The sequence below is a fragment of the uncultured Kluyvera sp. genome, from assembly GCF_902485085.1.
In the GTDB taxonomy this organism is placed as follows: Bacteria; Pseudomonadota; Gammaproteobacteria; order Enterobacterales; family Enterobacteriaceae; genus Kluyvera; species Kluyvera ascorbata.
In genome coordinates, this window is sequence record NZ_CABTJS010000072.1 from 17,329 (window position 1) to 29,274 (window position 11,946).

Here is an 11,946-nt window from a genome sequence, read left to right on the forward strand (position 1 = left end):
GTTATGCCAGCTATAACCAAAAAGTTATGGTTTTAATCCAGCCGCCCTTCAAGCCCCGCCTTTATCAGCTCGTCCACCGCATAACGAATTTTTGGCAGCATCTGACGGTTTTTTGGCCAGATGGCGCTGATAGGCATTTCGCCACCGGCGGTTTCGGCCAGGACTTCTACCAGCGCCCCTGACGCCAATGATTCCGCCACCAGCCAGCGTGGAAGCTGCGATAGCCCACAGCCCGCAAGCGTTGCGACAAGCATCGCGTCGCCGTCGGCCATCTCAAAAGTGGGCGGCGGCGTGAAACGCGTTATCTTTCCGTCCGCCGATTTGATAAGCCAGGATAGAGGTTGATTACGCCGAAAACCGACTACGCAGCGATGACGAGCGAGAGCATCGACACACTGTGGCTCCCCGAACGCCTTGAGATACGCGGGAGCCGCACAGATAACCAGCTTCTGCGTCGTGAGTCTTCTGGCCACCAGCCCGCTGCTGTCAGCCAGCTCACCGATCCGCACCACCAAATCGATCCCCTCTTCAATCAGATCGACAAAGCGTTCGCTAAAGGTCACCGTCAGCGACAGTTCAGGGTAGCGCTGGGTAATCGCCAGCAGGATGGGGAGAATACGTTGCCGACCGAAGGCCGACGGCAGGTCAACCCGAAGCCTGCCCGCCGGGTGAATGACGTGGGCGGTGAGCTCCGCTTCTGCCTGTTCAAGGATATCAATGGCCTGCTGGCAGCGGGAGAGGAAGGCTTCCCCGTCCGGCGTCAGGCTCAAACGCCGGGTGGAACGCAGGAACAACGTCAGCCCCAGGCGTGCTTCCAGACGGCTCACGCTCTTGCCTACGGCCGATTTAGTCAGCCCCAGCAGCTCTGCGGCGGCGGTAAAGCTTCCCTGCTGCGCGGTCGTTACAAAAGCAGTAATACCGCCAAGATTATCGGTTTTTCGCATCGTTGTTCATCCATTGGGTTGCCATCGCTATGCTTTAGCGTATTGGAGAATTTATGTCTACAAAGAAGCAACTCAATCCCTATTTATCGCTCAAATAAAATCAATCATAGTATGCAGCGTGATGACGAACCACCATCATGTGGCAAAGCAGGCCTGTTAAGCCATCATCCTAAATAGTTAAATTAATCATTGAGTTGATAGGCTGGAGAACACGATGACAACGGCAAACGGTTTTAAGCACGTCGGTCTGCTGACGAAAAAAACAACGCAGAGTTTTGAAGAGTTTGTGGCCCACTGGCAGGCGGTACACAGCAAAATTGCCCTCGAGCTGCCGGGGCTACGTGGCTATGTGTTGAATCCTATCGACCGCCGGGTCTACCCCGACTCGCCGATCGACGGATTTTCTGAACTGTGGTTTGATTCACTAGAGGATGCGATGGCTGCCTTTGCTTCTCCGGTAGGCCAGAAGGCGTTTGACGACGTACCCAACTTTGCCGCCAACGTGGCCGTTACCTATATTACGGAAATCAGAAAACGTTAACCGGAGACCCACTGCGTCGCCCACGCGTCGGCGCTTTGCCAGTTATCGCATTCTGGCTGCGCGGCGTAGCGCACCAGGCGGAAACGCTGGCCGTCAAAACGCCAGCGCGTCTGCACGCCGCAGTCGCCCAGCCCGCGGGCCTTATCCAACGTCACCAGTTCCCGCGAGTTCTCATTGAAAGTCAGATTGACCAACTCGATATCGCGGCTGTCGCTGCCAGCGGGCAGGAACGGCAGACGAAGACGAATGGGCGTGGTGATAAAGGGTTTCTTGCGCGACACCAGCCAGCCGAGATAGATGGTGTTATAAGCACCTGATTCGCAGCTGGTCATTATCAATGCTTTATCATCGCTTAACGCCGTCACCCAGACTTCACGGCGGCCAGGATCCAGTGAGCACTGATTATTGTTCATACGCCAGGTGCCGAAATCGAGCAGGTCGTTGTACTCGTCGTGGCTGAGCGGCGTCGGAGCAGGAATCGCTTTCACCGCCGACTTCAACGCCGGTGCGGGCGGTACGCTCATCGGCGGCTCATCCCCTTTGCGCACCCATGCCGTTTCGTTGCCTACGCGTTTTTGCTGGGCATCGATAAACAGCAGCGCTGCCTTCAGCCCTTTTAGCGACATCACCTGAACGCCCTTCACCAGCGTGATGGCATCGGCATCCTGAATTTGCTGTAAGAAGGCATCAATGGTGACGCTATCGCCGGTGGTCAGTAGCTTAGGCTGCACCTTCCAGTGCTCGCCGGTCAGCTTAAGCGGTTGACCATCAAGCAGCAGCCGCGGCTCTATCGCCGGTACGGCCGCTACCGGGTTGACCAGGCCACCCAGCTCAATACGGAGCTGGGCATCGGTGTGCGCCCCGGCGCTGCGACTGAGCGTCATGACCAGACCATGGTGTAACCCCACGTTGCGCGTTACGCAGAAATTCTGGTTATTACAGGTGACTAACCAATCAGAGAAAAGCTGCTGCGCCGGGGCCGCCCACGTCAACGACGTCGGGAGCAACCCGATGCAGAAGAAAAAGAGGAGAACGTGGTAACGCATGGACGGTACAACCCCAGAAGAAAAAAACATCAATATACTGGGGGGTATCTTCACTAGCGAAGCGGCGAGTCTCAATCAGAATTATCGGATTGAGCATTGTCTTTTATTGCGCCATAAGGCCTGAGCTTTGCAGATACTGAAGTAAAATCACCGTCTTACCGTCGCAAATTTCGCCACTACGAATCATCTCAATTGCCTGAGCGAACGGCAATTCCAGCACATCAATGTCTTCATCCTCCACCCCGCCACCGTTATTTTGTCGCAGACGCTCATCGTATTCGGCAATGAAGAAGTGAACTATCTCGGTAACGCCTCCCGGTGACATATAAAGCTGGAAGACCTTACGCACGTTGCTCACCTGGTAGCCGGTCTCTTCAATCGCCTCTTTGCGGATGCAGGCTTCCGGCTCATCATCGTCCAGCAGCCCCGCGCAGGTTTCGATTAGCATCCCGTCGAGGTTGCCGTTAACCCAGGTGGCGACACGGAATTGACGCACCAGTACCACGCTCTGTTTCTGGCGGTTATACAGCAACACCGTCGCGCCGTTGCCACGGTCATAGACTTCACGTTTGTGCTGGACCACATCGCCGTTTCGCTGGGTTAAATCGTAGGTGATATTGCGCAGGATAAAGTAGTTATCTGAGAGGATTTTATCTTTGATGACGGTAATATTCAGGGACATGCGGGCTCCACGGCGTAATACGGATAAGACATATTACGCCGCCGAGCCCGGCTATCGTCAATGCGCTGGAGTGATTTTTACCCCAAGCCAGTCGAGAATACCCTGCGCGGCGTGCCGCCCTTCCGCCATCGCCGTCACCACCAAATCCGCGCCACGCACAGCGTCACCGCCGGCGAAAATCTGTGGATTGCTGGTCTGGTAGCGGTAAGGCGAATTGACGTTGGCGCGGATACGCCCCCAGTCATCCACATCGACACCCTTGGCATTGAGCCACGGCATACTGTGCGGATGGAAGCCAAAGGCCATGATCACCGCATCCGCGGGCATCACAAACTCGCTGCCTGGTATTGGCATTGGACGTCGGCGGCCCTGAGCATCCGGCTCGCCAAGCTGGGTACGCAGCAGGCGAATACCACACACGTGGCCTTTCTCATCCAGTTCAAGGGTCACCGGCTGAACGTTAAATTCAAACTCGGCCCCCTCTTCTTTGGCATTTTTGACCTCTTTTTTCGACCCCGGCATGTTGGCTTCGTCACGTCGATAGGCACAGGTCACTTTTTGCGCGCCGTGGCGCAGTGCGGTGCGCACGCAGTCCATCGCCGTGTCGCCGCCACCGAGCACCACCACGTTCAACCCTTTGGTATTGATATAGGGTTCGTCAGGTAGCTCACTGATGCCCATCACGTTTTTGGTGTTGGCTATCAGGAACGGCAAGGCGTCGTAAACGCCCGGCGCGTCTTCATTCGGCAGGTCGGCCTTCATCGAGCGATAGGTCCCAACGCCGACAAACACCGCGTCGTAATCAGCAAGCAGCGTCTCCAGGGCGATATCTTTACCCACCTCGCAGTTCAGCTCAAAGCGAATGCCCATCTCAGTGAAAATTTCACGCCGACGCGCCATCAGCGATTTATCCAGCTTGAAGGAAGGAATGCCGAAGGTCAGCAGGCCGCCAATTTCCGGGTGGCGGTCAAACACTACCGCCTCTACCCCCTGACGCACCAGAATATCGGCGCACGCCAGCCCCGCCGGGCCAGCACCGATAATCGCCACTCGTTTGCCGCTGCTGGCAACGTTACCGACGGTAGGCCGCCAGCCTTTAGCCAGCGCGCGATCAGAGATATAGCGTTCGATATTGCCGATAGTCACCGCACCATGTTCATCACGAATGGTGCAGGCTCCTTCGCAGAGTCGATCCTGCGGGCAGACGCGGCCGGTGATTTCCGGCAGTGGGTTAGTCTGATGCGACAGTTCTACCGCCGCGTCGATATCACCAGCGTTCACCCGTTCAATCCATTGCGGAATATGGTTGTGCAGCGGGCAGGTCCATTCGCAGATGCTGTGCTCGCCGCACGTCAGGCAGCGTGAGGAAGCCTGCTGCGCCTGCGCTTCTTTTAGCGGCAGATAGATTTCCGCAAAGCCGGTTTTGCGGGCCTCAATGTTGAGCTTATCGGCCTCACCACGTGTCGGCGTTTGTGCCATCTGCTCGACTTTACTGCGCTTCACTTCCGGCGCAACGGCGCGGCTGTCGCTATGCCACGGCTGCGCTTCCCGGCACGCGGTCTGTAGGCGACGATTTTTAGCAATATCGGTAAGCTGCTGACTGGTCATCAGTTGAAGTGCATCCGCCGGGCAGTTTTCCACGCACGCCGGACCCGCCGCGCGCTCATGGCACAGATCGCATTTGTGGGCGCTCGCTTTAACGCGCCCCTCTGCAGTTGGCGTCAGCACTATCTGCATGGTGCCAAACGGGCAGGCAACGACGCAGGATTTGCAGCCGATACATTTCGCCTGATCGACCAGAATGGCATCATCACTCTGACGAATCGCGCCGTTCGGGCAGCTACGAGCGCAAGGGGCATCCTCACAGTGATGGCAGGTTGCCGCCCCTCGCTGATTATTCATCTTCACGGTGGTAATACGCGGAATAAACTGAGCAGGGGTTAACACATGCTGTTCATTGTTATGCGACATCACGCAGGCTACTTCACACGCCTTGCATCCAATGCATTTTTGGCTATCTACCCTAATAAAACGGTTCATACATTCTCAGCCTATGGTCCAAATTAACCTTATATTTATAAGTCCTATTTATTAGCCGAGTACTTATCCCCCAGGCAATGTCCATTTGCCCAGAAACGGGGACTATTTATCAGTATGATGTGGCAGATCAAAAAATTTCAGCTTCAATGAAATTACGTTTCAGGTCGTGAGGCCAATAGCGTAAGGATGTGCAAACCGTTTCAGAAAAGCGGAATGATAATTTACATTATCTCCTTTTTTTCTCCACGATTGCTGAGAGCCTTACGGCTACAGTGTTTCACGCAATTCAGTACATAAAAAAATGAACAACATGAGGTTCTGATCCTGATGGCGAATTTCTTTATTGATCGCCCCATTTTTGCTTGGGTGCTGGCAATCCTTTTGTGCCTCACAGGGGCCCTGGCGATATTTTCATTACCCGTTGAGCAATACCCTGACCTGGCACCGCCTAACGTGCGTGTGACCGCTAACTATCCTGGTGCCTCCGCGCAAACGCTGGAGAACACCGTCACGCAGGTTATCGAGCAGAATATGACCGGTATCGATAACCTGATGTACATGTCTTCCCAAAGCAGCGCCACCGGGCAGGCGACGATTACCTTAAGCTTCGTCGCCGGGACCGATCCTGATGAAGCGGTGCAGCAGGTGCAAAACCAGCTACAAACCGCCATGAACAAGCTGCCGCAGGCGGTGCAAACCCAGGGTGTTACGGTGCGAAAAACCGGGGATACCAACATCCTGACCATCGCCTTCGTCTCCACCGACGGCAGCATGGATAAGCAGGATATCTCCGACTACGTCGCCAGTAACGTTCAGGACCCTATCAGCCGCGTTGATGGCGTGGGTGATATCGACGCCTACGGCTCGCAGTATTCGATGCGTATCTGGCTGGATCCGGCCAAACTGAACAGCTATCAGATGACCACCGCGGACGTGACGAATGCCATTAAATCGCAGAACGCCCAGATTGCGGTCGGCCAGCTTGGCGGCACACCGTCTATCGACAAGCAGGCGCTGAACGCCACGATTAACGCCCAATCTTTGCTGCAAACGCCACAACAGTTCCGCGACATTACGCTTCGCGTCAACCAGGACGGTTCAGAGGTGACGTTGGGCGATGTCGCCACCGTGGAAATGGGTGCCGAAAAGTATGACTACCTCAGCCGTTATAACCGCAACCCGGCCTCCGGCTTAGGGATTAAACTCGCCTCCGGTGCCAACGAAATGGCCACCGCCGAGCGAGTTATCCAGCGTCTGGACGAATTGAAACAGTACTTCCCGCACGGGCTGGAATATAAAGTCGCCTACGAGACCACTTCGTTCGTGAAAGCCTCCATCAAGGATGTGGTAAAAACGCTGCTCGAAGCCATCCTGCTGGTGTTCCTGGTGATGTACCTGTTCCTGCAGAACTTCCGCGCCACGCTGATTCCCACTATTGCCGTGCCGGTCGTATTGATGGGCACCTTCGCCATTCTCTACGCCTGCGGATACAGCATAAATACCCTGACGATGTTCGCGATGGTGCTCGCCATCGGCCTGCTGGTGGATGATGCCATCGTGGTGGTTGAGAACGTCGAGCGAATAATGAGTACCGAAGGGCTCACGCCGCGGCAGGCGACGCGCAAATCGATGGGGCAAATTCAGGGCGCGCTGGTGGGTATCGCCATGGTGCTGTCGGCGGTCTTTATTCCGATGGCCTTCTTCGGCGGCACCACCGGGGCAATCTATCGCCAGTTCTCCATTACCATTGTTTCGGCGATGGTGCTGTCGGTGCTGGTGGCGATGATTCTGACCCCGGCGCTATGCGCGACGATCCTCAAGCCTATTCATAAAGGGGAAGTGCACGGCACTAAAGGCTTCTTCGGCTGGTTCAACCGCCACTTTGATGCCAGCGCCCGCCGCTATGAGTCGGGCGTGGCCAGAATTCTCCATCGCAGCGTGCGCTGGATGCTGATTTACGTGCTGCTGCTGGGCGGTATGGTGTTCCTGTTCCTGCGCCTGCCTTCGTCATTCCTGCCGCTGGAAGACCGCGGTATGTTCACCACCTCGGTACAGCTGCCGAGCGGTTCAACCCAACAGCAGACGCTGAAGGTAGTTGAACAAGTTGAAGATTATTTCTTCAAAAACGAGAAAGACAACGTCACGTCCATCTTTGCCACCATCGGCTCCGGCCCCGGCGGTAACGGTCAAAACGTCGCACGTATGTTCGTGCGCCTGAAAGACTGGGACGAACGTGACAGCAAAACCGGCACCGCGTTTGCCATTATCGAACGCGCCACCAAAGCGCTGAATAAAATCAAAGAGGCCCGTGTCTACGCCAGCAGCCCGCCGGCCATTAGCGGCCTCGGGAGCTCTGCCGGTTTCGATATGGAGCTCCAGGATCACGCCGGTGCCGGACACGATGCGCTGATGGCTGCCCGTGACAAACTGCTGGAGCTGGCGGGCAACAATCCAGAGTTGACGCGCGTACGCCACAACGGTCTGGACGATAGCCCACAGCTGCAGGTCGATATCGATCAGCGTAAAGCACAGGCGCTGGGCGTTTCTATCGATGATATCAACGACACGCTGCAAACCGCGTGGGGTTCAAGCTACGTGAACGACTTTATGGATCGCGGTCGCGTGAAGAAAGTGTACGTTCAGGCCGCCGCAAAATACCGCATGCTGCCGGAAGATATGAACCTGTGGTACGTGCGCAATAATTCCGGGCAGATGGTGCCGTTCTCCGCCTTTGCCACTTCACGCTGGGAGACTGGTTCCCCGCGTCTGGAGCGCTACAACGGTTACTCGGCGGTTGAAATTATTGGTGAAGCCGCGCCGGGCGTCAGTACCGGTACCGCCATGGACGTGATGCAAAACCTGGTGCAGCAGTTGCCAACCGGTTTCGGCCTTGAGTGGACGGCAATGTCCTATCAGGAACGGCTGTCGGGCGCACAGGCTCCGGCGCTGTATGCTATCTCGCTGCTGGTTGTCTTCCTCTGTCTGGCAGCGTTGTATGAAAGCTGGTCCGTGCCGTTCTCGGTCATGCTGGTGGTTCCGCTGGGGGTTATCGGTGCGCTGCTGGCGACCTGGATGCGCGGACTGGAAAATGACGTGTACTTCCAGGTGGGTCTGCTGACGGTCATCGGGCTATCGGCGAAAAACGCTATTCTGATCGTCGAGTTTGCCAACGATCTGAACCAGAAAGGGGAAGATCTGATGACTGCGACGCTTGAAGCCTGCCGTCAGCGTCTGCGCCCGATCTTAATGACCTCACTGGCCTTTATCTTCGGCGTGCTGCCAATGGCCCTCACCACCGGTGCAGGCTCCGGCGGCCAGCATGCCGTGGGCACCGGCGTGGTTGGCGGGATGATTTCGGCAACCATTCTGGCCATTTTCTTCGTACCGCTGTTCTTTGTACTGGTACGTCGACGCTTCCCGCTGAAAGAAAAGCCAGAGTAAATTGCTACAAAATCGTTCAGGCTGTTTCAGCCAGCCTGAACGCGAAAACCAGAAACAGAAAAGGCGACATTTAAATGTCGCCTTTTTACCTTTATGTGATGCAACTACTCTGTACTGCAAACAACACCATCATGGTAATTGAAAGAACACAGCGCTTTTAATCACATTGCTGAAAATTATTTACGAAGCATCACTTCAATAAAATCTTTCCAGTTCCCCAGTTCACGTTCGATCATAACTACCTCTCTTATTATTATGCGTATTTTACGTACAAATGTATGACCTGTGAATACGGTTAATCCGATTACTTTGATTGCCGCTGCCAACCTTTCTTTACTGCTTGAGGTCACTATGGGCCGGAATTTTGACATTTAATGTGACGTACAGCAACATTCTGAAATAGTTATCAGAATGTGAATCATATGATACAAATTTACCCTACGACAAAGCAATAAAACTACGTAAAAGCGCGTAGCCAGCATGATAAACTGTACGATTTTCAGCCACTTTGGCCGAATGAAATTAAAACGGGCAGCGGACTGAATTACGTGTATATTCGAGTCCCCTAAAACCTGCAGATATAAAGGCGGAACATGACCACTCTCTACGGAATAAAGAACTGCGACACCATCAAGAAAGCCCGCCGCTGGCTGGATGAGCACCAGGTTGAATATCGCTTTCACGATTATCGCGTTGATGGCCTGACGCCCGAGCTGCTGGCATCCTTTATTAATGAGCTGGGATGGGAAGCGCTGCTGAATACCCGTGGCACCACCTGGCGTAAGCTGGATGAGCAGGTCCGCGCCGGAATCAACAACGCCGACGCCGCTGCCGCGCTGATGCTGGAAATGCCCGCTATCATCAAACGACCATTGCTCTGCGCGCCCGCACAGCCTATGCTGCTGGGTTTTAGTGATACCAGTTATAGCCAATGGGTCGCCAAAGCGCGCTAACGCCGTTGGCCCTGTTCTACCGTTTTCAGATAACGAAAATAACGAGGTCTAGTTTATGTCTTGCCCAGTCATTGAGCTGGCTCAGCAGCTTATTCGCCGCCCTTCTCTTAGCCCGGACGATGCGGGCTGTCAGGCGTTAATGATTGAACGCCTGCGTGCAGCAGGTTTTACCATTGAGCCGATGGACTTTGGCGATACCCAGAACTTCTGGGCATGGCGCGGCAAAGGAGAAACGCTGGCGTTCGCAGGCCACACCGACGTAGTGCCTGCTGGCGATGCTGACCGCTGGATTAACCCACCGTTTGAACCGACAATCCGCGACGGCATGCTGTTTGGCCGCGGCGCTGCCGACATGAAAGGCTCGCTGGCGGCGATGGTTGTGGCAGCAGAACGTTTCGTCGCCCAGCACCCGAATCATAAAGGTCGCCTGGCGTTCCTGATCACTTCCGATGAAGAAGCCAGCGCTACTCACGGTACGGTAAAAGTGGTTGAAGCGCTGATGGCGCGCAATGAGCGCCTGGACTACTGCCTGGTGGGCGAGCCGTCCAGCACGGAAGTGGTGGGTGACGTGGTTAAAAACGGTCGCCGTGGCTCAATGACCTGCAACCTGACCATTCACGGCGTTCAGGGGCACGTGGCGTATCCACACCTCGCCGATAACCCGGTTCACCGCGCCGCGCCGTGGATGAATGAACTGGTATCGATCGAGTGGGATCAGGGCAACGAATTCTTCCCGCCGACCAGCATGCAGATTGCCAACATTCAGGCCGGTACTGGCAGCAACAACGTGATCCCAGGCGATCTGTTCGTGCAGTTCAACTTCCGCTTCAGCACCGAACTGACCGACGAGATGATCAAATCGCGCGTTATCGCCCTGCTGGATAAATATCAGCTCCGTTATAGCGTTGACTGGTGGATTTCCGGACAGCCGTTCCTGACCGCACGCGGTAAACTGGTCGACGCGGTAGTGAACGCTATCGCGCACTATAATGAAATAGAACCACAACTGCTGACCACCGGCGGGACGTCAGATGGTCGCTTTATCGCCCAGATGGGCGCGCAGGTTGTTGAGCTGGGTCCGGTGAATGCCACCATTCATAAAATTAATGAGTGTGTGAACGCCGCAGACCTGCAGATGCTGGCGCGGATGTACCAGCGCATCATGGAACAACTTGTCGCCTGACGGCACAACATAAGGGGTAATGCGCATGGATTGGCTGACAAAATACTGGTGGATTCTGGTACTGGTGTTTCTGGTAGGGGTCATTATCAACGTGATCAAAGATCTGAATCGCGTCGATCACAAAAAATTCCTCGCCGATAAACCGGAGCTGCCTCCGCACCGTGATTTTAACGACAAATGGGACGATGACGACGACTGGCCGAAGAAGGACCAGCCGAAGAAATAAATCGCTTCATCAGTCGGCCGCTCTCATGTAGGCCTGATAAGCGCAGCGCCATCAGGTATCGCCGCCATGAATTGCCGGATGGCGGCTTTGCCTTATCCGGCCTACAGGTTCCCGGCAAGCCGGGAACCCACAAGACTTATATCATCTCGATAAGATCGTCATTTTTCGGCGTGCTGCCGCCCAACGCTTCATCGAAATAGTGCTTCGGCACGGTATAACGCAGGTGATCCAGCGCGAACTGCATGCTGCGATCGTCGATCGCGTGGCCTAAATCCTCAACGATATCCAGCGTCACATCGCCGCCTGCGGCCTGTAGCGCCTCCTGACCTTTCACCGCCCAGGCAAGATCGATAACCCGATCTTCTCCGCCGTGAATCAGGTGGATGGTCGTGGCGGTGTCCGCTTTTTCCGGCATCGTCGCGTAGCGGCCGTTAAAGGCAATCACCCGTGATGCCAGCCCCGGCTCCGCTTTAATCCCCTCGAGCGACATAATTGCCCCCTGAGAAAAGCCAATTAATGCCGTCGCTTGAGGGCTCACGCCGCTCTGTTTCTGCCAGTAGCGCACGGTTTCAATAAAGGTCGGCATGATGGCATCAATGCGTGCCTGACGGTTTTCTTCCGTCACGCCCGCCACGGAGAACCACTGGCGGCCTGGTGCCGGACCACAGGGCTCCGCCCCCCCTACGCTAACGATAAGCGCATCAGGAAACAGCGGCGCAAACCAGCTGCCGATCTGTCCCATTGCCACCGGATTATCGCCCACGCCATGAAACAACAGCAGCAGCTGTTGAGCGGGCTTCGCGGGGCTTTGAACAACAAAGTGATCGTGTGTCATGGCTGTCTCCTTGGTTTTGACGGTCAGTTTACGCCGCACCAAAATAATGACCATG

11 protein-coding genes are annotated in these 11,946 nt (G+C 55.3%); 5 read left to right on the plus strand and 6 right to left on the minus strand.

All coding sequences use genetic code 11. The annotated features are described in order from the left end of the window. Positions 1 to 32: 32 nt before the first annotated feature. Complete coding sequence (locus RDN66_RS08060; protein ID WP_202217460.1) at positions 33 to 944, minus strand: LysR substrate-binding domain-containing protein; 912 nt, start codon at positions 942 to 944, stop codon at positions 33 to 35. A gap of 214 nt (positions 945 to 1,158) precedes the next feature. On the opposite strand from RDN66_RS08060, the gene RDN66_RS08065 reads away from it, so the two are divergent. Next, positions 1,159 to 1,485 carry an EthD family reductase gene (locus RDN66_RS08065; protein WP_123650244.1) on the plus strand — a complete coding sequence of 109 codons (327 nt, stop codon included), beginning with the start codon at positions 1,159 to 1,161 and terminating at the stop codon, positions 1,483 to 1,485. Here the strand turns inward: RDN66_RS08065 and RDN66_RS08070 are convergent. The 3 genes from RDN66_RS08070 to aegA all read right to left on the minus strand — a co-directional run bounded on the left by RDN66_RS08070 (position 1,482) and on the right by aegA (position 5,253). Next, the gene (locus tag RDN66_RS08070) at positions 1,482 to 2,531 is read right to left on the minus strand and encodes a DUF1176 domain-containing protein (RefSeq protein ID WP_308537764.1); all 1,050 of its coding nucleotides are present in this window, start codon (positions 2,529 to 2,531) and stop codon (positions 1,482 to 1,484) included. The two genes, RDN66_RS08065 and RDN66_RS08070, sit on opposite strands and share 4 nt — an antisense overlap. Before the next feature lie 103 nt (positions 2,532 to 2,634). After that, complete coding sequence (nudK, locus tag RDN66_RS08075; protein WP_035891494.1) at positions 2,635 to 3,213, minus strand: GDP-mannose pyrophosphatase NudK; 579 nt, start codon at positions 3,211 to 3,213, stop codon at positions 2,635 to 2,637. 57 nt (positions 3,214 to 3,270) lie between these two features. Beyond that, a complete protein-coding gene (aegA, locus tag RDN66_RS08080; RefSeq protein ID WP_035891492.1) occupies positions 3,271 to 5,253 on the minus strand; it encodes a formate-dependent uric acid utilization protein AegA in 1,983 nt (660 codons plus the stop codon). Between the two features lie 327 nt (positions 5,254 to 5,580). Here aegA and acrD point away from each other — a divergent pair, with 327 nt between their 5' ends. After that, on the plus strand, positions 5,581 to 8,694 hold the full coding sequence (gene acrD, locus RDN66_RS08085) for a multidrug efflux RND transporter permease AcrD (RefSeq protein WP_035891490.1): 3,114 nt from the start codon (positions 5,581 to 5,583) through the stop codon (positions 8,692 to 8,694). Between the two features lie 176 nt (positions 8,695 to 8,870). Here the strand turns inward: acrD and ypfM are convergent, their stop codons facing one another. Then, positions 8,871 to 8,930, minus strand: a complete 60-nt coding sequence (gene ypfM, locus RDN66_RS08090) for a protein YpfM (RefSeq protein ID WP_001386977.1) — start codon at positions 8,928 to 8,930, stop codon at positions 8,871 to 8,873. Between the two features lie 357 nt (positions 8,931 to 9,287). Here ypfM and RDN66_RS08095 point away from each other — a divergent pair, with 357 nt between their 5' ends. The 3 genes from RDN66_RS08095 to RDN66_RS08105 are packed head-to-tail and all read left to right on the plus strand — an operon-like array spanning position 9,288 to position 11,056. Then, positions 9,288 to 9,647: an ArsC family reductase gene (locus RDN66_RS08095; protein WP_035891488.1), complete on the plus strand. Its 360-nt coding sequence runs from the start codon at positions 9,288 to 9,290 to the stop codon at positions 9,645 to 9,647. A gap of 55 nt (positions 9,648 to 9,702) precedes the next feature. Further along, complete coding sequence (dapE, locus tag RDN66_RS08100; RefSeq protein ID WP_035891487.1) at positions 9,703 to 10,830, plus strand: succinyl-diaminopimelate desuccinylase; 1,128 nt, start codon at positions 9,703 to 9,705, stop codon at positions 10,828 to 10,830. Between the two features lie 25 nt (positions 10,831 to 10,855). Then, positions 10,856 to 11,056 (plus strand): YpfN family protein, encoded by a 201-nt coding sequence (locus RDN66_RS08105; RefSeq protein ID WP_035891485.1) that lies wholly within the window; start codon positions 10,856 to 10,858, stop codon positions 11,054 to 11,056. A 136-nt stretch (positions 11,057 to 11,192) separates the two neighbouring features. Here RDN66_RS08105 and ypfH read toward each other — a convergent pair whose 3' ends face one another. After that, entirely contained in the window at positions 11,193 to 11,891 is a 699-nt protein-coding gene (gene ypfH, locus RDN66_RS08110) for an esterase (RefSeq protein ID WP_202217458.1), read from the minus strand. Between the last annotated feature and the right edge of the window lie 55 nt (positions 11,892 to 11,946).

Bases quoted from the DNA above. Each gene is read 5' to 3' on its own strand.
- ypfH (WP_202217458.1), bottom strand. From the start codon at position 11,891: ATGACACACGATCACTTTGTTGTTCAAAGCCCCGCGAAGCCCGCTCAA.
- RDN66_RS08060 (WP_202217460.1), bottom strand. From the start codon at position 944: ATGCGAAAAACCGATAATCTTGGCGGTATTACTGCTTTTGTAACGACC.
- RDN66_RS08105 (WP_035891485.1), top strand. From the start codon at position 10,856: ATGGATTGGCTGACAAAATACTGGTGGATTCTGGTACTGGTGTTTCTG.
- aegA (WP_035891492.1), bottom strand. From the start codon at position 5,253: ATGAACCGTTTTATTAGGGTAGATAGCCAAAAATGCATTGGATGCAAG.
- RDN66_RS08095 (WP_035891488.1), top strand. From the start codon at position 9,288: ATGACCACTCTCTACGGAATAAAGAACTGCGACACCATCAAGAAAGCC.
- nudK (WP_035891494.1), bottom strand. From the start codon at position 3,213: ATGTCCCTGAATATTACCGTCATCAAAGATAAAATCCTCTCAGATAAC.
- dapE (WP_035891487.1), top strand. From the start codon at position 9,703: ATGTCTTGCCCAGTCATTGAGCTGGCTCAGCAGCTTATTCGCCGCCCT.
- RDN66_RS08065 (WP_123650244.1), top strand. From the start codon at position 1,159: ATGACAACGGCAAACGGTTTTAAGCACGTCGGTCTGCTGACGAAAAAA.
- acrD (WP_035891490.1), top strand. From the start codon at position 5,581: ATGGCGAATTTCTTTATTGATCGCCCCATTTTTGCTTGGGTGCTGGCA.
- RDN66_RS08070 (WP_308537764.1), bottom strand. From the start codon at position 2,531: ATGCGTTACCACGTTCTCCTCTTTTTCTTCTGCATCGGGTTGCTCCCG.